The sequence below is a fragment of the Pedobacter sp. MC2016-05 genome, assembly GCF_026239735.1.
Lineage (GTDB): Bacteria > Bacteroidota > Bacteroidia > Sphingobacteriales > Sphingobacteriaceae > Pedobacter.
This window is the reverse complement of sequence record NZ_JAPIVT010000001.1, coordinates 287,950-307,664: the sequence shown is the minus strand read 5'-3', so window position 1 is coordinate 307,664 and position 19,715 is coordinate 287,950. Positions and strand designations below refer to the sequence as shown.

Annotated in this window: 18 protein-coding genes; 8 read left to right on the top strand and 10 right to left on the bottom strand. The window is 38.8% G+C overall.

Translation table 11 applies throughout. The annotated features are described in order from the left end of the window. Positions 1-8 precede the first annotated feature (8 nt). The 6 genes from OQZ33_RS01365 to OQZ33_RS01340 form a co-directional block, all read right to left on the bottom strand. Positions 9-536 carry an RBBP9/YdeN family alpha/beta hydrolase gene (locus OQZ33_RS01365; protein WP_265797249.1) on the bottom strand — a complete coding sequence of 176 codons (528 nt, stop codon included), beginning with the start codon at positions 534-536 and terminating at the stop codon, positions 9-11. 94 nt (positions 537-630) lie between these two features. After that, positions 631-822, bottom strand: coding sequence for a cold-shock protein (locus OQZ33_RS01360; protein ID WP_025141747.1), 192 nt, complete (start codon positions 820-822; stop codon positions 631-633). Positions 823-926: 104 nt separating this feature from the next. Continuing rightward, complete coding sequence (locus OQZ33_RS01355; RefSeq protein ID WP_265797248.1) at positions 927-1,769, bottom strand: hypothetical protein; 843 nt, start codon at positions 1,767-1,769, stop codon at positions 927-929. A 100-nt stretch (positions 1,770-1,869) separates the two neighbouring features. Beyond that, positions 1,870-2,736 carry a phosphodiester glycosidase family protein gene (locus OQZ33_RS01350; protein ID WP_265797247.1) on the bottom strand — a complete coding sequence of 289 codons (867 nt, stop codon included), beginning with the start codon at positions 2,734-2,736 and terminating at the stop codon, positions 1,870-1,872. A 156-nt stretch (positions 2,737-2,892) separates the two neighbouring features. Beyond that, complete coding sequence (locus tag OQZ33_RS01345; protein ID WP_265797246.1) at positions 2,893-5,403, bottom strand: zinc-dependent metalloprotease; 2,511 nt, start codon at positions 5,401-5,403, stop codon at positions 2,893-2,895. Positions 5,404-5,496: 93 nt separating this feature from the next. Continuing rightward, on the bottom strand, positions 5,497-6,744 hold the full coding sequence (locus OQZ33_RS01340) for an aspartyl protease family protein (RefSeq protein ID WP_265797245.1): 1,248 nt from the start codon (positions 6,742-6,744) through the stop codon (positions 5,497-5,499). A 51-nt stretch (positions 6,745-6,795) separates the two neighbouring features. Here OQZ33_RS01340 and OQZ33_RS01335 point away from each other — a divergent pair, with 51 nt between their 5' ends. The 4 genes from OQZ33_RS01335 to OQZ33_RS01320 all read left to right on the top strand — a co-directional run bounded on the left by OQZ33_RS01335 (position 6,796) and on the right by OQZ33_RS01320 (position 10,822). Continuing rightward, entirely contained in the window at positions 6,796-8,124 is a 1,329-nt protein-coding gene (locus OQZ33_RS01335) for a D-alanyl-D-alanine carboxypeptidase/D-alanyl-D-alanine-endopeptidase (protein WP_265797244.1), read from the top strand. A gap of 62 nt (positions 8,125-8,186) precedes the next feature. Then, on the top strand, positions 8,187-9,221 hold the full coding sequence (locus OQZ33_RS01330) for a glycosyl hydrolase family 18 protein (protein ID WP_265797243.1): 1,035 nt from the start codon (positions 8,187-8,189) through the stop codon (positions 9,219-9,221). 3 nt (positions 9,222-9,224) lie between these two features. Next, positions 9,225-10,268 (top strand): aminotransferase class I/II-fold pyridoxal phosphate-dependent enzyme, encoded by a 1,044-nt coding sequence (locus OQZ33_RS01325; RefSeq protein ID WP_265797242.1) that lies wholly within the window; start codon positions 9,225-9,227, stop codon positions 10,266-10,268. Between the two features lie 53 nt (positions 10,269-10,321). Further along, positions 10,322-10,822: a phosphoglycerate mutase family protein gene (locus tag OQZ33_RS01320; RefSeq protein ID WP_265797241.1), complete on the top strand. Its 501-nt coding sequence runs from the start codon at positions 10,322-10,324 to the stop codon at positions 10,820-10,822. A gap of 97 nt (positions 10,823-10,919) precedes the next feature. Here the strand turns inward: OQZ33_RS01320 and OQZ33_RS01315 are convergent, their stop codons facing one another. The 4 genes from OQZ33_RS01315 to OQZ33_RS01300 all read right to left on the bottom strand — a co-directional run bounded on the left by OQZ33_RS01315 (position 10,920) and on the right by OQZ33_RS01300 (position 14,991). Continuing rightward, complete coding sequence (locus tag OQZ33_RS01315; RefSeq protein ID WP_265797240.1) at positions 10,920-11,597, bottom strand: M15 family metallopeptidase; 678 nt, start codon at positions 11,595-11,597, stop codon at positions 10,920-10,922. 49 nt (positions 11,598-11,646) lie between these two features. Further along, positions 11,647-12,873: an alanine dehydrogenase gene (locus tag OQZ33_RS01310; protein ID WP_265797239.1), complete on the bottom strand. Its 1,227-nt coding sequence runs from the start codon at positions 12,871-12,873 to the stop codon at positions 11,647-11,649. A 72-nt stretch (positions 12,874-12,945) separates the two neighbouring features. After that, positions 12,946-13,362 carry a tRNA (adenosine(37)-N6)-threonylcarbamoyltransferase complex ATPase subunit type 1 TsaE gene (gene tsaE / locus OQZ33_RS01305; protein WP_265797238.1) on the bottom strand — a complete coding sequence of 139 codons (417 nt, stop codon included), beginning with the start codon at positions 13,360-13,362 and terminating at the stop codon, positions 12,946-12,948. Positions 13,363-13,437: 75 nt separating this feature from the next. Next, positions 13,438-14,991, bottom strand: coding sequence for a PglZ domain-containing protein (locus tag OQZ33_RS01300; RefSeq protein WP_265797237.1), 1,554 nt, complete (start codon positions 14,989-14,991; stop codon positions 13,438-13,440). A gap of 111 nt (positions 14,992-15,102) precedes the next feature. Here OQZ33_RS01300 and OQZ33_RS01295 point away from each other — a divergent pair, with 111 nt between their 5' ends. From OQZ33_RS01295 to lpxA, 4 genes are all read left to right on the top strand, one after another. After that, positions 15,103-16,326, top strand: coding sequence for an HD domain-containing protein (locus OQZ33_RS01295; RefSeq protein ID WP_265797236.1), 1,224 nt, complete (start codon positions 15,103-15,105; stop codon positions 16,324-16,326). 122 nt (positions 16,327-16,448) lie between these two features. Further along, positions 16,449-17,525: a UDP-3-O-(3-hydroxymyristoyl)glucosamine N-acyltransferase gene (gene lpxD, locus OQZ33_RS01290; protein ID WP_265797235.1), complete on the top strand. Its 1,077-nt coding sequence runs from the start codon at positions 16,449-16,451 to the stop codon at positions 17,523-17,525. After that, positions 17,515-18,927 (top strand): bifunctional UDP-3-O-[3-hydroxymyristoyl] N-acetylglucosamine deacetylase/3-hydroxyacyl-ACP dehydratase, encoded by a 1,413-nt coding sequence (locus OQZ33_RS01285; RefSeq protein WP_265797234.1) that lies wholly within the window; start codon positions 17,515-17,517, stop codon positions 18,925-18,927. The genes lpxD and OQZ33_RS01285 overlap by 11 nt, the downstream gene beginning before the upstream one ends. Beyond that, positions 18,927-19,712 (top strand): acyl-ACP--UDP-N-acetylglucosamine O-acyltransferase, encoded by a 786-nt coding sequence (gene lpxA / locus OQZ33_RS01280; RefSeq protein WP_029274294.1) that lies wholly within the window; start codon positions 18,927-18,929, stop codon positions 19,710-19,712. The genes OQZ33_RS01285 and lpxA overlap by 1 nt, the downstream gene beginning before the upstream one ends. Positions 19,713-19,715: the final 3 nt, after the last annotated feature.

Sequence of the window (19,715 nt, the reverse complement as noted above, 5' to 3'; positions counted from 1 at the left end):
GAGCTCCGTTAGGCTAATCTTTTCAAAATTTCTAGTCCTTCGGGCCATTCGCCAAAGCCAGAAACCGCATTGATATGACCCGCTTCTCCGATATTGATAAATTCGCTTGCCCAATGCGCCGCAAAAAACTGAGCCCTTTCCAGGCTTACCCATTCATCATTTGAACTGGCCACCACAATGGTTTTGAAATTTATTTTATCTACCGGAACACGATCGAAACCTACCGTTGGGAAATTGTAGCGTGGTGCCTCAAGATCGCTCGGCGCAACCAGCAAAGCTCCTTTAATTACTTTTTTATATTTCTTGGCCCAATTGGCAATGGCAGTACAACCGAGGCTATGTCCGATCAAAATCACTGTAGATAAATCGTATTCTGATAGCGTTGATTCAATTTTTTCAATCCAGTCTTTTGAAGCCGGCGCATCCCATTCTTCCTGGTTAATCCGACAAAAATTATTGCCCGAATTTTCGAAATGTGTTTGCCAGTGGTCAGGGCCAGAATTGCCCAAACCAGGGATATTGAAGTAATTCGTCATAATGGAGATTAGTCAGAGAGAAATCCTAAATTTTCAAAATAAAAAAAAGCCCCGATTTATGCAATCAGGGCTTCAATGTAAATATGATAGTTAATTAAATTACTTTCACATTAACGGCATTTAAGCCTTTTTTACCGTTAGCAACTTCGTACTGTACTTTGTCGTTTTCACGGATTTCGTCGATAAGACCTGTTGAATGAACAAAAATTTCGCTATCGCCATTCGCAGGTACGATAAAGCCAAAACCTTTAGTTACATTGAAGAATTTTACTGTGCCTTCTTGCATTGTATTAAATATTAAAATTAAGTCTGCAAGGTAAGTTTTAATTTTTAAAATCAAAATAAATTTTAACATTTTTTTAACGTTAAAATTTTGTAAACAGCAGATTACTAAGGCTTTTTAATTGCCTTCCCAACAATCATCACCGTAATTTCGCTATTGTGCGGAATTCCAAGCGTTGTTCCCGGAGCCACATCAAACAGATTTCTGATGTAGATATCTGCCACGCCCTGCATCATTCTTTTCTTAGGTTCTGCAGCTTCGGGTAGCACCCCGTTTACCGACAAAATTTTTAGTGTTCCGGTATAATCCACCACTGCCAAACACTCATAAGCAAAATCCTTATAAGCCCGATTGACCTCTATCCGATATCTCGGAAAAATATAATCATAAGCAGAAGTCCTCTTTTGTAATTTATCCACGCTGCTAAACTTTTCTACTTTAACGATTTTACTTTTGGGCAGAAACTGAACCGGCTCTGTAGCCGCGAATGCAGTTGTATCGGTGCGGTTTACTTCTGCAGCTCTTTTTTCGATATAAATTGTATCTGCCTTTGTAGGTCGTTGCAGAATTTCCGGGGTGGTTTTAAGCTTATTTTTGATGTAATTCTGCGCATAAAAAGTCATGTTTACATCCGATCGAATATCATCAGCTATTTCCTTTCCATCTACCTGCACGCGTTGGAATACCAAACTATCTTTACTGATGTGTTTTACTTTGAAAAATTCTTCTGCGAAGTTGTACACATTGCCATGATCGTATTGCAGGTAAAAGTTTTGCATACGCTGTTTTTGCGGGCTCCAGGCCGACATCGTATCTTCAGAAACTACCTCAATAATCCAGGAAGGTTTTTGCATAAATCCTTGCTCATTAAACGATAACCCATTACTAAAACGGCGTTTTACTTCCTCATAACGAATTCCCTTTACGGGCGCAAATTCAAAATCCCTCAAGCTGGCATCATTTTTTTTGTTTTTATTGCTACAAGCAGAGAGTAACAATATTAAAAAAAAGACTTGTATCGTATTTTTAATCATGTAAAGGCTAAAATAACTATTTCTTTTTTACTAAAACCACGTTGGCTACCTTACGCTGGCCTTCATGGTCCCACTTCTTATTATCAGTTGGATAATTTATCACACCGCTATCAGGCATTCCAGCTACCCATAAAGTTGTAGATCCTCCACCATCAAAATTGATGGCACTTTCGCAGCCCAACCATTTCATCAGTTTACCTAACTCATGCAAACTCATGCCGGCCGATTTTTCGTTACGCCCATCTACTGTTAACAAAATTATTCTTCCGTTCGGCTTAACACCCAAACAGGTACGTGGGTGGCGCAGACGGGTAAACGAGGTCGTATCTAAAAGCTCATCAACATCATTGTAAGTTAATAACGGTCCGTTGAGCATGATGTTTTGTTCCATTAATTTTGTTTCCCAGTCTGCTGTTCCATCCCATTTTTTAATTGAAATTTTCCCGTTATCAATCACCACAGCTGCTTGCTGATGCCTTGCCCTATTCCCTTCTTTATCCAAACGATTGGTATTGATAATGTTACCCTTCACTTTAACAAAATCTACTGAACCTCCGTTTTTCACATCGAAAAAATTTCCGTTCACAGCTGCAATCGCGGTATCACGAATACCAAAATTACTGGTGGTAATTAATTCCCTTTCTTCAGCACCTAAAGCAAAAACGGCTTTTCTTCCTGTATTTTTAATCTCGAGAAATGAAATATTTTCATTTGCTGCAAAGAGGTTTTTTTGATCAAAATGATGACGAAACAATCGAACCTGTTTGGCAACACGTGTTCTTTGCCATTTGGTTTTAACAACTGTTGCCGAATCTACATTTTGTGCGTAAGTAAAAAATGCAATCGATGTGATCAGGATGAGAGAAAATAATTTTTTAAGCATGGATTTAGGATTTGCTATAAAATTAAAAAAAAGGGAGTAAACCTTAATGGGCTTACTCCGTTTTTAAATTTAGGAATGGTTTGAATAATTAAGTGTTCAGATGATCGGCTTGAAACCTTCCAACTTTTAAACATTTTAACACTCCAACCCATCTATTTATTTCTTCGGATCTAAAATATCTTTAATTCGAACAGTCAGATCATCGTAATGCGCCTTTGCAATAGCATCTCCAGCTACCGAACGGGCTTTTGTTGTAGCCTGTAAAGCTTTTAATTCTGCTCTCACTAAAGGTCGAATATCTGATAAACTCACATTGATTGGCGTTAACCCATAACTTGCAGCAGCTTCAACTGGGAAACCTGCAGGCAATTCCGATTCAGTTGTCATTAAATAGCCTAAACGATCTACATATGCTCTTTGTAGATTACGTTTAAACGCATCTGGTCTGCCTGCGGCGAAAACAGAAGTTTTAATATCCTTAAATAACTCAGGCAAGGTGTAAGCTTTTGCAGTGCCGTTTTTAGTTTCGTTATCTAATAAACGGGCAATTCGTGGTGCCGCTAAAAGATTAACCAAAGTGTTGGCCTGCACTGCTTTGATTCTATTTAAAAGTGTACCGTTATCAAATTTACTCAATTGATCATTGTTAATTAACCAAAGCGGGGTAGTAAACAATTGTTGATTAAAAAATGAAACAGCTTCTTTTTGTTTTGCTTTTGATAAGTAACTATAGACCGGACCAGTTTGATCATAGGTTTTAAAGTTTTCGCTCATCCCACCAACATTGGTAAGTACGTGGCCCATGTAGCGGTTATATTGACCAACAATTTCAGTATAGATTTCTTTCAAATCGCTGTAGTCTTTACCTTTTTGGTAGGTCCATTTTTCTACGTTTGGAAGAATGCGTTTTAAGTTTGCAATGCCATAAGTACTTGCTTTCATCGCATTATCACCCAAATCTTCGCTTTGCAAACGAGGATCTAGCGATGTACCTTGTCTACCATAAAAATAAAGCGGGTTACCCGCATTTTTTAAAGTCCATTGGTTTAAGATTTCCTTTTCCTGCTGGGCAGTTTTGTTTCCTGGAATCCAGGAGTAACCCCATTTAATTGACCATTTATCATATTCACCAATTTGTGGATGCATTTTGGTTACACCATCTCCAGGTTGAGCAATATAATTGAAACGGGCATAATCCATAATAGAAGGTGCTGTTCCATGTTTATCGGTAAACGCTTTCGAACGTAACGAATCTACCGGGTAAGCGTAACTAGAACCGAAGTTATGTGGCAAACCTAGTGTATGGCCAATTTCGTGCGACGAAACGAAGCGGATTAATTCTCCCATTTGCGCATCAGAAAACTTAGCTTTACGAACTTCAGGGTTAATGGCTGCCGTTTGAACGAAGTACCAGTTGCGTAATAAACTCATCACGTTGTGATACCAACCAATGTGTGTTTCTAAAATTTGGCCCGTACGCGGATCGCTTACATGCGGTCCGTATGCGTTTGGAATATCAGAAGCAAAGTAACGGACTACCGAATACCGCGAGTCTTCTACACTAAACTGCGGATCTTCTTGAGGTGTAGGCGCTTGTTTACCAAAAATAGCGTTTTTGAAACCTGCCGCTTCAAAAGCCACTTGCCAATCGTTAATTCCCTGAATTAAAAATGGAACCCATTTTTTCGGCGTAGCCGGATCGATATAAATGATGATGGGTTTAACAGGCTCCACCAATTCGCCTCTTTTATAAGCCGCTGTATCTTTTGGAACCAAATTCCAACGGTGAATGTAAGCCGTACGTTCTGCCTTTTGTGCATCGGTACCGTAGTCAATTTGAGATTGACCGAAGTAGCCCACCCGACTATCCATAATTCTAGCTTTCACAGGGATTTTCGGCAACAATAACATCGAAGTATTAAATTCGAAAGTTACCGCTCCGTTGCTGTTATCAGTTGGAGATTCTGCAGCACGATAAGTTTTAGCCGTTTTAACTTCGATATTTATCGGAAAGGTTTTTACGGTATCGATATAAGAACGAGTGGCATCATAAGTAATCACTTTGTAAGCTTTGCGGATTTGATCGGTAGCACCAATCGCCATAATATCGCCGTTATAAAAGTCAGTTACATCGATTACGATACCCGTAGTATCTTTATTGTATGCCTTGATTTCGAAGCTTGCAAGAATCTGCGCCAAATTAGAGTTTTGCACCGACTCGTACATATCGCTAGTCGAATCTGCCTTTGTAGCATAACTTGGTACGCGGATGTAAACCTGTTTCCCTCTACGTTCCCATTTCCAAACCTGCTCGTTTAATTCTTCACCACCGTATTGCTGGTTGCCTACTTTAATACCCACAGGCGCTTTTGCCAATCGCGTAACTACCAGCATTTCACGGTTGATAATTGAATCTGGTATTTCGAAATACCATTTATCATCCACTTTGTGTGTTTTGAATAATCCGTTAGTGGTTCTGGCTTTTGATGTAATGACCTCTGAGTAGGGTTTAATTCCTTCTTTTTTGGGTGCCGCAGCAGCTGCTGCCGGGGTTGCAGGGCTAGTTGTGCCCTTTTTCGGTTTTTTTTGTGCTTGTGCTGAATCAATACCAGCTAAACCAAGCACCATAATACCAGCTAATGCCAGTACTTTCACTTGTTTCTTCATTTATATGTTTATAAGATCTTTATGATAATAAGAGCCCGAAGTTATAGCCTTGTTACCTGATTAATATTGTGTAACTATAAAATTACTAATAGGTTAAATCCTTTTTTCAAGCCTGACCACTTTAAAGAAAACTTTGCTGTCGCGATAAACCTCTAATATGACTGTTTTATCGGCTTTAGATTTGAACATCTCCGTCAGATCGTTTAAAGTATAGGCATTGATGGATTTGAAATTTACGCCAATAATTTCATCGTACGGGCATAATCCTGCTTTTTCGGCTGGCGACCCTTCATCAATTTCGCCAACAATCACCCTCTTATACTCTGCCTGATCCAGATAAATTACCATGCCCACCATGTCATGCTGGAAAGGAACTCTAGCCAGGCTATTTGGTTTCAGGTACATAAACTTATCCTGGTAATTTAGCTGTACATCGAATTTCCGTAGCATTTCAGCACCTAGGTTTCCATTGCGAAAAGTTAAGTCAATCTTTTTTGAAATGGATTCAAAATCCGGGAAACCCGATACTACATCATTAAAAATATGACCCCCCAAATAAAAAGTGCTAATCCTACCCATATAACCCTTTATTTGTCCGCTCAGGCTCATCCCTAAATTCGCCTTAATAGTTTTCTCCGGCAGCGGGAAAGCACCTCCGTTTAACATTTCCATTGATAAAGCATGACTGGCCCCGGTATCCATCAGTAACCGCGTACTTACTTTTCCCTTATCAGGAATGTCCAGTTGAACATCCACATAAGGCTTTAAGTTCTCAATAAATATCGGCACCCTGGTGCCTCTATATTTTATCTTCCTGCTTACATCGCTAAATATGATTCTATTCTCGCTATAACGAATATCAACAATAAAACTATTGAAGAAACTAAAGCCAATTAAACCGTAAATTTTAATCCCTAAATGACCAGATAGATTGAACAAATCTTCTTTAAGTATAGCTGTGGGGATATGATTAACTTTGGCGCTTCCTATTTTAGCCGTGCTATTTTGCGATACATAGGCGTCAACCGTTTCCAACCCCAAGCCCGATAATTTAATTTTTCGCATTAGACCAAAATTTAAAGTATCAATAATTGATGGGTCGGTGATGATCATTGGCCCTACACCGGTATCTAGCACGAAATTATAGGGTCCTTTTTCATTTACAAAAACTGGAATGATCATCAAGTTTCTGATGCACTTAAACTGAATAGATTGCTTTTGCTTATTTCCAGGAAAGGTAAATTCTTGCGCCTTTGAATGCAAACCGAAAAAAATAAATGCAACACAAATGGCGAATTTGCGGATATCAAAATAGATAACAGAAGCATATTTGGTTAACATTAAATTAAATTTAATAAATTAGTTGGTAATTATCATTTCTAAACTTTCAGCATGCCTATTTATAAAATCCATTCTCAGCTCCTTACACTTTCTCTTGCGTGTGTATTGGTAATTTCCAGTTGCTCTACCAATAAAATGGTTGCCAAAAAAGTAGCTAAAGAATTCAAAAATTCGACGGTGATAAAGCCGTACCAAGTGGGCTTTGCGCTTTATAACATGGACGATAAAAAGATGATTTATGAGAAAGACGCAGATAAATACTTCTCGCCAGCATCTAATACCAAGCTTTATACTTTTTTTGCCAGTTTAAAAATGTTGCCAGAGCAAATGCCGGCTTTGAAATACATTGAACGTAACGACTCCTTAATTTTCTGGGGCACCGGCGACCCATCGTTTCTGCAATTTGCTGTTAAAGATAAATCGGCATACAATTTCCTTCAAGCATCGAATAAAAAACTATTTTTTGCACCTGGTAGATATTCCGGGACTTTTTTTGGCGATGGCTGGAGTTGGGATGACTACGATTATTATTATCAACCCGAAATTACAGAAATGCCTATAATGGATAATATGGTTACTTCCACCTATCAATCTCCCGGTAAAATCAATATTTCGCCAAAGGTTTTTGCACATTGCTTCGAGGTAGATTCGAGCAAAACCACCGGCGGCTTCCAGGTAACCAGAGATTTTTTAACCAACCATTTCCGCTATCCTTTAGTTGAGGTGAAGCCCAATTACAATCAGCAAAACCCTTACAAAACCAGCGTTCAAACAACCGTGGAGGTACTTTCGGATACACTACATAAAAGTGTTGGCGTTGTAAAAATGAAAATCCCTGCAAATGCAAAAACACTTCCAGGCGCCAAACGCGATTCCGTTTTAAAGCACATGATGTTACCAAGCGATAATTTTATTGCCGAACATTTATTATTGGTTTGCTCCAATCAAATTAGCGACACTTTAAGCACCACAAAAGCCATTCAGCATATCACTAAAAACTATTTATCTTTTTTGCCAGATAAGGTAAAATGGGCTGATGGATCTGGCCTGTCCCGTCAGAATTTATTTACCCCACGAGATAATATTTATTTACTCGATTCCATTTATCACCTGGTAAATAACAGAGAAAAACTTTTTGATATGCTCCCGGCTGGAGGAAAAAGCGGAACACTCAGAAATGCCTATCCTAAAACTGATCAGCCTTTTGTTTATGGCAAAACCGGATCATTAGGTGGCGTTCACAATCAAAGTGGTTATGTGCTCACTAAAAAAGGTAAAACGTATATCTATTCTTTTATGAATAATAATTTTATTAATCCTACTAGCGAAGTAAGGGCAGAAATGGTCAGAATAATGACTTATATCCATGAAAACTTTTAATCCAAAGCCTAAGAAAATTAAATTGGTGCAGAATATATAAGCCTTAATAAACCGCTAATCCTATGAGAAAAATCTACTTATTGCTAGGCGTCGCATTGTTGCTTGGAATTAGCTCCTGCAAAAAAAGTGAGGGTGTTGTTGAACCGCCTACACCGATAGACCCGACTGTCCCTACAACACCTTATATTGCTGACAACAGTTTTAAAGTTGTAGCCTATTTTCCAAGCTATCGCGATCCAAATGGAATTGCTGATGCAAAATATAAAATGATTACGCATTTATTTTATGCTTTCCTAAATCCAAATACGGATGGATCTTTAGCCACTTTGGAACAAGCCTCACGATTTTCGGCGGTAATGCAGAAAGCAAAAGCAAATGGTGTTAAAACAGGCATTTCAGTTTCGGGCACCCGCAGCATTTTCATTGAAATGGCTACTTCAGTAACAGCGAGAAAGCTTTTTGTAAAGAACGTTCTAGCCTTTGCCCGAACCAATAACCTTGATGGCGTAGATATGGATTGGGAATATCCAAGTACCGCAGATGGATCTGCAGATAATTATGTGTTATTGATGAAAGAACTTTCTGATTCGCTGCACAAATATCACAAGTTTTTAAGTGCTGCCATAACTCCCGGAGTTTATGCCGGCAGCATCCGCGATGGATTAAAAAACGAGGTTTTTCCTACTGTTGATTTCTTCAACATCATGGTCTATGATGGCGTCGGTTGGGACAAGAATGAACCCATTCAACATGCTTCTTACAACATGGCGGTGGCCAGCTTAAATTATTGGATGGGTACACGTGGTATGCCAAAAGAAAAGGCAGTTTTAGGAATTCCTGCCTATGGAAAAAATGCCTCAAATGCTTCAAAAGCTTACCGGGATTTTGTAGCTGCCAATGCTGATGTTAATTTGGATTATGCTACAATTGATAATGTTCAGTATTATTATAATGGCCTAATGACTACGAAGAAAAAAGCCAAACTCGCAAAAGAAACTGCCAATGGCATAATGTTTTGGGAATTCTATCATGATGACAACGGCAACAAATCAATTATTAGAGCAGCCAATGATGAATTGGGCAGAAATTACAATTAATAAATGAATACCAATTTCAGATCGGTTAAGGGGCCATTCTCTAATAAAATTACCATTGATGGAGAATCCTATCTTTATTTCGGCGGAACGGCTTATCTCGGCATTCCACAAAATCAGGACTTTATTGATTTATATATCGAAGGCATTAAGAAATTCGGTTTGAATAACGGCACCAGCCGGAGTAATAATATTCAATTGGGCATTTATGAAGTAGGGGAATGTGAAGCTGCCCGGCGATTTTGTGCTGAAGATGCCTTAATTACATCCAGCGGTTATTTGGCAGCACAACTTACCGTTAAAACTTTAGCCACATTTGGGAATGTCGTTTATGCGCCTTTAACTCATCCTGCGTTGTGGTTAAACGAATCGCCAGAGGTGTTGTCGTCGTCTTTTTTGGAATGGAAAACTGAGGTTGTTGCATTAATTAATAAGGCTGAGCAGCAAAACTGGGTGCTGATTAGCAATTCGATGAACAATCTTTTCCCTGAAATTTATGATTTCGACTTCCTGAAAGAAATCTCATCTGATAAAAATATAATACTGATTGTTGATGATTCTCATGGAATTGGGGTAAACAACAATGGCTCAGGCGCCTTTGCTAACTTACCGAAACTTAAAAACTTAACTTGCGTGGTTGTTGCATCTATGGCAAAAGCCCTTGGGGTAGACGCAGGAATAGTGCTCGGCGACAAAAAAATAGTCAGGCAACTTAAAAGCTGCAATATATTTGTTGGCGCCTCTCCCCCTGCCGCAGCTGGAATTTATGCATTTATCCATGCCCAAGAAATTTATCGTCATGCATGGAAGAAGCTTCAGAATAACATCTCTCGTTTTAGAAATTCATTAAATCCAACCTGGAAGTTTGAGCAGGATTTTCCTGCTTACTTTCTCAATTACCCTACGCTGAGCGATGATTTGTTATTAAAAAAAATTCTGATCTCTTCTTTTCCTTATCCAAACGCAGATAGTGACTCCATAAACAGGATTGTGCTGAGTAGCTGGCATGAGCCGGAGGATATCGAAACTTTAATAAGAGGCCTGGTTTAAGTCTAACTAAGACAAGTATGGCACAAGCCAATAAATTTTCTAATCTTTATAAAATGAAACGATTGATTTTTTTCTTCTCCCTATGTCTGCTAGTGTCAACTGCTGTTTTAGCGCAAAATACCGAAGTTTGGGTAGTTCGCCATGCTGAAAAAGACAAATCGAACCCTGAAGACAAAGATCCAAACCTTTCGGATGAAGGCCGAATTAGAGCCGGTGACTTAGCTACTTTTTTGAAGAATGTGAAGTTTGACGTAGGATACAGCACAGCATATAAAAGAACACATCAAACATTAGATTCGTTAATTATCCCGAAGGTTATTAATTACACTGATCCGAAATCATTGGTAGACTCCGTTAAAAAAAACTATAGCGGTAAAACGGTAATTATTGCCGCCCACTCGAATACCGTTTTAGGAATTATTGAAGCTTTTGGTGGAAAACGACCAATGGAAATGCTTACTGATGACGATTACGATTATATTTTTCGATTGACGGTGAAAGATGACAAAGCCAAGGTGAAAAAAGATCAGTACGGAAGACCGCATCATCTGTAGTAGGGAGTTGTCGGTTTGGAGTTGAGAGCTTGTTTACAAACTTTCTAAACAAGTTAGGAATGGTAATCGCACAAATGGCTAATGAACTAGAGCCTTGCTATAGTTTCTCAAACGGAATATCCATCAAATCATATTGTTGCCAGCCAGAAAAATCATAATGCCACCATTCGTTATCTAACACATTTAATTCATATTTCTTCATTGTGGAGATTAACAAATCGCGGTTCTTTTTAACTTCTGCTGAAACCGGTTCATAGTTGGCTGCAGCTGCTGCTGAAAAACTATCGTAAGGGGTCGCCATTGCCAATTCCTTTCCTGTTTTTAGGTTAATTAGTGTCAAATCTACAGCACAACCTCTGTTGTGTTTTGAACCTTTCGCAGGGTTAGCCACAAAGTTTTTATCGCTGGCCTTTTTATAAAACTCAACAGTTATGTCGTAAGGGCGATAACCGTCGAAAATCTTTATTCCGTAACCTTTTTTATTTAATTCCCTCTGGATTTTTTTTAGCGATTCTACAACCGGTTTTCGGGCAAAGGCCCTCGCCTGTTTGTACATCACCTGTTTCATAAAATTATTCTTCGTAGCGTAACGAATATCTAACTTAATGTTAGGGATTGCTTTTTTAATTTCTATCAATTCATTATTCGGATTGGTTTTTACAGATGCCAGGTATTGGTTGTACGAACTTACAACAGTCAGTTTTGATGGCGAACTGTTTTGAGCGAAAGTAGAAAATGAAAAGATCAGAAATAAAAAGAGGAGTTTGATTTTCATGTTAATGGATATTGCACTTAGGCCGTCATTGCGAGGCAAAAGTATATAATTACTGATTTGAAACCACGAGCAACTCTAAATCTTTAAATGGCAAATTAAACATATCGGCCAGATCTTTATTGGTACAATTTCCCTGATAAATGTAAAGTGCTTCGCGAATTCCTGGGTTATTCCAAACCATATTCATCAATCCTCCAAACTCACCAATATCCAGTAAAATTGGAGCAAAAATATTCGTCAATGCGTAAGATGCAGTTCTCGGAACACGGGATGCGATATTCGGAACGCAATAATGAATCACATCATACTTTCTAAAAATTGGATTGGTGTGGTTAGTTACTTCCGAAGTTTCAAAACAACCGCCCTGATCAATGCTAATATCAATCACCACCGAATGTGGTTTCATTTTAGCAACCGTTTCTTCCATCACCACACAAGGACTTCTGCCATGACTGGCACGGATGGCACCAATGACTACATCGCAAGTTACAATGGCTTTATTTAAAACAATCGGCTGCATTACCGAGGTGAAAACACGACTCCCTAAATTATTTTGTAAACGGCGCAACCGATAAATCGAGCTATCAAAAACCTTTACTTCAGCACCAAGTGCTAATGCTGTTCTTGCGGCATATTCTCCTACCGTTCCAGCGCCTAAAATTACAATTTCTGTCGGCGGAACCCCTGTAAAACCACCCAACATCAACCCTTTTCCCCCCGTAACATTACTTAAATATTCCGCAGCAATTAAAATGGACGTAGAGCCTACAATTTCACTCATGGCCCGCACCACGCTCAACACATTCCCTTCATCACGCAGGTTTTCAAAACACAAAGCATTGATCTTTTTCTGCATTAATGCTTTCATATAATCTTGCTTTAAAGTTCCGGTTTGCAGTGAAGAAATCAAGGTCTGCCCTTTGTGCATCATTTCAATTTCTTCCAGCATCGGTGGTGCAATTTTCACCAGGATATCCGAATCGAAAACCTCTTTTTTATCATAAGCGATTTTTGCACCTTGCTCAGCATATTCTGAATCAGAAAAATTTGCAGCTGTTCCTGCGCCACTTTCTAATATTACCCTATGGCCATTGTTAACCAACAGCGCAACCGAAAGTGGTGTTAGCGCAATTCGATTTTCCTGAAAAGAAATTTCTTTTGGTATTCCGATGTTCAGGCTATTTTTCCTGTTTCTGGTTTCTAGTGTCGCCTCCTGTGTTTGCAATAAACCCTGACGAGCGATATCGGCCATTCCTTCGCGTAATCCTGTAGCCATGCTGCTTAAAAATATGTTAGTTTTAGGTTGTTCAAGGTACGGAAAATCTATTAATTATTGGAAAACTAAATGTTATACCTTACTGAAACTGAATACTCTCCGATACTCATCGACAATAGCTATCTCAACTTTTACAAGATGAGCTGGCAATAACTCGGCTACTCTTTCAGGCCATTCAATCAAACAAATGCCTCCACCATAAAAGTACTCTTCGTAGCCTAAATCGTATGCTTCCTGAATATCTTTGATGCGGTAAAAATCAAAATGAAATACCGAACCGTTAGGACTTTCGTATTCATTTACGATAGAATAAGTTGGGCTCGAAACCACATCCTGTACGCCTAATGTTTTGCAAAAAATTTTAATAAAAGTGGTTTTGCCTGCGCCCATTTCCCCATCGAAAATGAAAATCTTTTCCCCCTTAGAAAATTCTAAAAGTTGTTGCGCTACCTGAGGCAAATCTGATAAACCGTTAATTGCTATCTCCATTTTAAATTAATAAAGGCAAAAGTAATACATAAATGCATTGCTTTTGCCTTCTTATTCCGCTTTAGGGTTTAGATATTATCTTGGCGAATAGGTTACCACCGGAATAATCATTTCTTCCAACGAAATTCCTCCATGCTGAAATGTTTCATTGTAGTAATTTACAAACTGGTTGTAGTTATTTGGATAAACGAAATAGCTATCTTCACGGGCAAAAATATAACTACTGCTGATATTGATTTTTGGCAATAATGCATCATGAGGGTTTTTAATCAGAAAAACCTCTTTAGCATTAAAATTCAGGTTTCTGCCTTGTTTGTACCTTAAATTTGTGTTCGTCGCCCTGTCGCCAATAACCTTAACCGGTTTTTTAACACGAATAGTTCCATGATCGGTGGTGATGATCACTTTAACTTGTTTCTGCGAAATTTTCTTTAATAAATCCCAAAGCGGAGAATGCTCAAACCAGGATAACGTTAGCGAACGGTAAGCCGCATCGTCGTTTGCTAATTCACGGATCATCTGCATGTCGGTACGGGCATGACTTAGCATATCAACAAAATTGAAAACAATTGCATTGAAATCATTCTGAAGCAGGTTATTGGTTTGCTCAACCAAATCTTTCCCTTGCTCAAATGTTAAAATCTTATTATAACTGAATTTGCAATCTTTTCTTAAGCTACGCTTGATGTTGTCGGCCAGGAAAGCCTCTTCATGCATATTTTTTCCGCCCTCATCATCATCATTTTGCCAAAGCTGTGGAAACCGCTTTTCCATATCCAAAGGCATTAAACCTGAAAAAATCGAATTACGGGCATATTGGGTTGCTGTTGGCAAAATGCTAGTGTACATATCTTCCTCGTCAATTCTAAAATATTCAGAAATTAAGGGGTTAATAATTTTCCATTGATCATAACGCAAATTATCGATCAGAATAAAAAATACCGGCGTGGTATCATTAATATGTGGGAAAGCTTTTTTCTTCAACAATTCGTTAGAAAGCAAAGGCGCCTGGTCCTTGTTCTTAATCCAGTTGAGATAATTTTCTTCAATAAATTTGGTGAACTGTGTATTCGCTTCCTGTTTCTGCATGGTTAAAATCTCATGCATTTGTGGGTCGTCCAGCTTCTCCAGTTCCAGTTCCCAGAAAACTATTTTTTTGTAGACATCTACCCATTCTTCATAATTCAATCTGTCGCCAAGGGTCATCCCCAAACGGCGAAAATCCTGTTGGTAAGCCATTGATGTTTTCTCGCTTACCAAACGTTTGTTATCAATCAACTTTTTAATCGTTAATAAAACCTGTTTCGGGTTTACCGGTTTGATTAGATAATCGTCGATTTTACTTCCAATCGCATCCTCCATAAGGTTTTCTTCTTCACTTTTGGTGATGAGTACAACAGGCACATCCGGATTAAGATTTTTGATGGCAGACAGGGTTTCAATGCCACTCATTCCAGGCATATTTTCATCTAAAAAAACAAGGTCGAAATGGGTTTTTCCGAAAGCTTCGAGGGCATCGTTACCGTTGGTAAAAGTGGTTACTGCGTAACCTTTATCATTTAATAAAAGTATATGTGGTTTTAATAGGTCAATTTCGTCATCGGCCCACAATATTTTAGTTTCTTGCATGTTTTTGTAAAAATAGGTATGTATTGCCTTTTTATTTTGGCGGGTAAATCAATCTATAAATAAAAATAGCAATTTTTGTACCGTATCTATCTATTTAACTATTTTTAACGATTGAATAAGAAGAAAATAATAAACGATCCGGTTTACGGTTTCATCAACATTCCCTCAGAACTGGTTTACGATGTCATTTCGCATCCCTATTTCCAGCGTTTACGTTATATAAAACAACTTGGAATGACGCATTTGGTATATCCAGGTGCTTTACATACCCGTTTTCATCACGCTTTAGGCGCCATGCACCTCATGGGTTTGGCTATCGAAGTTTTAAGAAGTAAGGGCAATACTATAACCGAGGGAGAAGAAGAAGCGGCTATACTGGCTATTTTACTACACGATATTGGCCACGGTCCATTTTCGCATGCCCTAGAACACTCGCTGGTTACAGGCATTAAACACGAAGATATTTCAGCAAAGCTGATGTATGATTTGAATGATCATTTTAGTGGCAAACTAACTCATGCAATTGAAGTATTTAATGGCACCTACCCGAAAAGATTTCTTCATCAATTGATTTCTGGGCAGCTGGATTTAGATAGGATGGATTACCTAAACCGCGATAGCTTTTTTACTGGAGTAAGTGAAGGGGTAATCAGTTTCGATCGGATTATCAAAATGTTTAATGTATTTGATGATGATTTAGTGATCGAAGAAAAAGGAATCTATTCAATTGAAAAATTTCTTATCGCCCGCCGTTTAATGTATTGGCAGGTTTATTTGCACAAAACGGTTATCGCTGGGGAGATGATTCTGGTGAAATTACTGGAAAGGGCAAAGGAACTATCGTCCGCAGGCGAAGATTTATTTGCAGCGCCTTCATTAAAGTATTTTTTCGATCATGATATCAGCGAAAACAACTTCTTTTCGCAGCACGAAAATCTGGAGCACTTCACCAATCTGGATGATCAGGATATATACGCCGCAGTGAAGGTTTGGGTAAAACATCCTGATAAAATACTATCAACTCTTTGCCAGATGCTTACCTCAAGAAATTTATATAAAGTAGAAATGAGCAATGAAAGGGCACCTGTAGATCGGGTTAATTTCTTAAAAGACGCTACCGTTGCTTTACTTGGAATTAAGCCTGAAGAAGCCAGATATTTTGTGTTTACCGATGCGATACAAAACCGGGCTTACAATGCCGGGGTTGGAAACATCAAAATTTTAATGAAAAATAACGATATTGTTGATATTGCCAAAGCTTCGGATTTATCGAACCTGGAATCCTTGCAGAAAACAGTAGAGAAATATATTCTCTGCTACCCAAGGGGGATTTAAGATTAATTAACAAAATATTTAACTTTTACTGCCGTTTTAAGTCTTACTATTGTGTAAAATATACACGGTTTAACCTTGATAGGTTTTTTTGTTCATATCAATTTAACATATACCTTTGTACGATGCAATTTACTGCAAAGCAGATAAGCGAGTTTTTAAACGGTTCCATCGATGGTAACCCCGATGCAGCCGTTACCGAACTTTCCAAAATAGAAGATGGTAAAGAAGGCTCCTTGTCTTTTCTTTCTAACCCGAAGTATGAAAACTTCCTGTATTCTACGCAGGCGTCTGTAGTTATCGTTTCAAAGGATTTCGCCCCTACACAACCCTATACAAGCACATTAATTCGTGTTGATAATCCATATAGTTCATTTACTGTTTTATTGGATAAATACAACGAAGCGGTAAACGCACAAGCGGCCCAATCTGGTATTGATAAGTTAGCTTTCGTGCATCCATCGGCTAAAATTGGCAAAAATGTTTTTATTGATGCCTTTGCCTATGTTGCCGAAAATGTGGTAATAGGCGATGGCAGCAGGTTAAATGCACAAACATTTGTTGGAGCAAATTCCAAAGTTGGCGAAAACAGCATTTTTTTTCCAGGTGTAAAAATTTATCACAACTCCATTGTTGGCAATCGGGTAATCATTCATTCCAATACCGTAATCGGAAGTGATGGTTTTGGATTTGCTCCGCAGAAAGATGGAACGTACAATAAGATTCCTCAAATTGGAAATGTTATTATAGAAGATGATGTCGAAATCGGTGCAAATACAACTGTAGATCGCGCTACAATGGGTTCGACTATTGTAAAAAAAGGCGCAAAAATCGACAACCTGATTCAGATTGCCCACAATGTGGAAATTGGGGAAAACACCGTTTTGGCAGCGCAATCTGGTATATCTGGAAGCACGAAAATCGGTCCTAACAGTGTTGTTGGCGGCCAGGTTGGTATTGCAGGGCATTTAACTTTAGCTAAAGGCACTCAAATTGGTGCACAGGCCGGGATTAATTTCAACATCACTGAAGAAAATAAACAATGGCATGGTAGTCCGGCGCAACCCCTGCGTAACTGGATGCGTGCCTCGGTAATTTTTAAACATCTACCAGATGTAGAAAAAAGAATAAACGCTTTAGAAAAAGAATTGGAAAGGCTCACCGCCGAATTGGAAAAGAATACAATACACAATGAACGTTAGACAAAAGACGATTAAACAAGAAATATCAGCTGCAGGTGTCGGTTTACACACAGGCGCTAATGTTACCCTTACTTTTTGCCCTGCGCCTGAAAATCATGGCTTTAAATTTCAACGTATTGATTTAGATGGACAACCGATTATTGATGCTGATGCAGATAATGTAACCGATACTTCTCGTGGAACAACTATTACACAAAATGGTGCAAGCGTCAGTACAGTTGAACATGTAATGGCCTCGCTTGTAGGGATGGACTTAGACAACATTCTAATTAAGCTTGATGGTCCGGAAACCCCGATTATGGATGGCAGTTCCATCCAGTTTATTGATTTATTGGAACAAGTTGGGTTAGTTGAACAAAATGCCGATCGTGAATATTTTACCATTCCTCATAACATCACTTATACAGAAGAAGACAGAAAAGTTGAAATCGTGGCTATGCCTTTAGATGACTACCGCTTTACTTGTATGATTGACTATAACTCGCCGGTTTTGGGCAGCCAACATGCTGGCATCAACACCATTGCCGAGTTTAAAAAAGAAATTGCTTCTTGCCGTACTTTTTGTTTCTTACATGAGTTAGAATATCAGCTTTCTCATAACTTGATTAAGGGAGGAGATTTAAATAACGCCATAGTTATTGTTGACAAAGAAGTTACTAAGGACGAGTTAAGCCATTTAGCTAAACTTTTTAACCGTGCCGATATTGATGTGGCTCCACAAGGTATTTTAAACAATATGGAGTTACGCTATCAAAACGAGCCTGCTCGTCATAAATTATTGGATATGATTGGCGATTTAGCTTTGGTTGGTATGCACTTAAAAGGTCATATTATGGCAGCTCGTCCGGGCCATGCCGCTAACGTAGCTTTTGCTAAAAAGATAAAAGCCGCTATTAAAAAGGAAAAAAACAAAAAAATTCAGAAAGTGTACGATCCAAGTGCTAAGCCGTTGTATGATGTGGTACAGATTATGGAAATTTTGCCTCATCGGCAGCCGTTTTTATTTGTAGATAAAATTCTGGAGCTTTCTAAAAACCATGTTGTGGGTGTTAAAAACGTAACCATGAATGAAGAGTTTTTTAAAGGGCATTTCCCTGGCGCACCGGTATTTCCTGGTGTAATTCAAATCGAGGCGATGGCACAAGTGGGTGGCATTTTAGTTTTAAGTACCGTTCCAGATCCAAGTAATTACCTTACCTATTTTTTAAAAATCGATAACGTTCGTTTTAGAGCTCAGGTTCTTCCAGGCGACACGATAGTTTTCCGCTGCGACTTGCTGGAACCCATCAGAAGAGGTATTGCTCAGATGAAAGGTGTTGGCATGGTTGGGGAAAAAATCGTTGTAGAAGCCGAGATGATGGCTCAAATTTCAAAAGTTAAACAAGCAGAACCAACCCAATAATGATACAACCTTTAGCATACATACATCCTCAAGCCAAAATTGCCGAAAATGTGGTAATTGAACCTTTTGTAGTGATACATAAAGACGTTGTCATTGGAGAAGGAACCTGGATTGGCTCGAACGTAACGATTATGGACGGTGCTCGTATTGGCAAAAACTGCCGAATTTTCCCAGGAGCAGTAATTTCTGGAGAGCCTCAGGATTTGAAATTCGCCGGCGAGGTTACTACTGCCGAAATTGGTGATAATACCACCATTCGTGAGTGCGTAACGATAAACCGGGGAACAAAAGATAAATGGAAAACAACAATTGGCAGCAACTGTTTAATCCAGGCTTATTCCCACATCGCACATGATTGTGAGGTAGGCAACAATTGTATTTTCTCTAACAGCACCACTCTTGCCGGGCACATTACCATTGGAAACAATGTTGTTCTTGCTGGCTTGGTGGCTATTCACCAATTTGTTAAGGTTGGTTCTTACGCATTTGTGACTGGCGGATCCTTGGTTCGTAAAGATGTTCCTCCGTATGTTAAGGCTGCCCGTGAGCCACTTTCTTATGCTGGTATTAATTCCGTTGGCTTGCGCAGAAGGGGTTTTACCAACGAACAGATTGATGAGATTCAGGAAATTTACCGTGTTCTTTTTGTAAAACACAATAACGTAACCAAGGCTCTAGACATGATCGAGGCCGAATTCAAACCAACGGAAATTCGTGATGAAATTGTAGATTTCATTCGCAATTCTAACCGTGGTGTGATGAAAGGTTTCGGAATGGGCAGCTAAGGC

What these genes read in the sequence shown, in the direction of transcription:
- OQZ33_RS01365 (WP_265797249.1), bottom strand. Translation starts at nt 536, where the DNA reads ATGACGAATTACTTCAATATCCCTGGTTTGGGCAATTCTGGCCCTGAC.
- OQZ33_RS01360 (WP_025141747.1), bottom strand. Translation starts at nt 822, where the DNA reads ATGCAAGAAGGCACAGTAAAATTCTTCAATGTAACTAAAGGTTTTGGC.
- OQZ33_RS01350 (WP_265797247.1), bottom strand. Translation starts at nt 2,736, where the DNA reads ATGCTTAAAAAATTATTTTCTCTCATCCTGATCACATCGATTGCATTT.
- OQZ33_RS01345 (WP_265797246.1), bottom strand. Translation starts at nt 5,403, where the DNA reads ATGAAGAAACAAGTGAAAGTACTGGCATTAGCTGGTATTATGGTGCTT.
- OQZ33_RS01340 (WP_265797245.1), bottom strand. Translation starts at nt 6,744, where the DNA reads ATGTTAACCAAATATGCTTCTGTTATCTATTTTGATATCCGCAAATTC.
- OQZ33_RS01335 (WP_265797244.1), top strand. Translation starts at nt 6,796, where the DNA reads ATGCCTATTTATAAAATCCATTCTCAGCTCCTTACACTTTCTCTTGCG.
- OQZ33_RS01330 (WP_265797243.1), top strand. Translation starts at nt 8,187, where the DNA reads ATGAGAAAAATCTACTTATTGCTAGGCGTCGCATTGTTGCTTGGAATT.
- OQZ33_RS01325 (WP_265797242.1), top strand. Translation starts at nt 9,225, where the DNA reads ATGAATACCAATTTCAGATCGGTTAAGGGGCCATTCTCTAATAAAATT.
- OQZ33_RS01320 (WP_265797241.1), top strand. Translation starts at nt 10,322, where the DNA reads ATGAAACGATTGATTTTTTTCTTCTCCCTATGTCTGCTAGTGTCAACT.
- OQZ33_RS01315 (WP_265797240.1), bottom strand. Translation starts at nt 11,597, where the DNA reads ATGAAAATCAAACTCCTCTTTTTATTTCTGATCTTTTCATTTTCTACT.
- OQZ33_RS01310 (WP_265797239.1), bottom strand. Translation starts at nt 12,873, where the DNA reads ATGGCTACAGGATTACGCGAAGGAATGGCCGATATCGCTCGTCAGGGT.
- tsaE (WP_265797238.1), bottom strand. Translation starts at nt 13,362, where the DNA reads ATGGAGATAGCAATTAACGGTTTATCAGATTTGCCTCAGGTAGCGCAA.
- OQZ33_RS01300 (WP_265797237.1), bottom strand. Translation starts at nt 14,991, where the DNA reads ATGCAAGAAACTAAAATATTGTGGGCCGATGACGAAATTGACCTATTA.
- lpxD (WP_265797235.1), top strand. Translation starts at nt 16,449, where the DNA reads ATGCAATTTACTGCAAAGCAGATAAGCGAGTTTTTAAACGGTTCCATC.
- OQZ33_RS01285 (WP_265797234.1), top strand. Translation starts at nt 17,515, where the DNA reads ATGAACGTTAGACAAAAGACGATTAAACAAGAAATATCAGCTGCAGGT.
- lpxA (WP_029274294.1), top strand. Translation starts at nt 18,927, where the DNA reads ATGATACAACCTTTAGCATACATACATCCTCAAGCCAAAATTGCCGAA.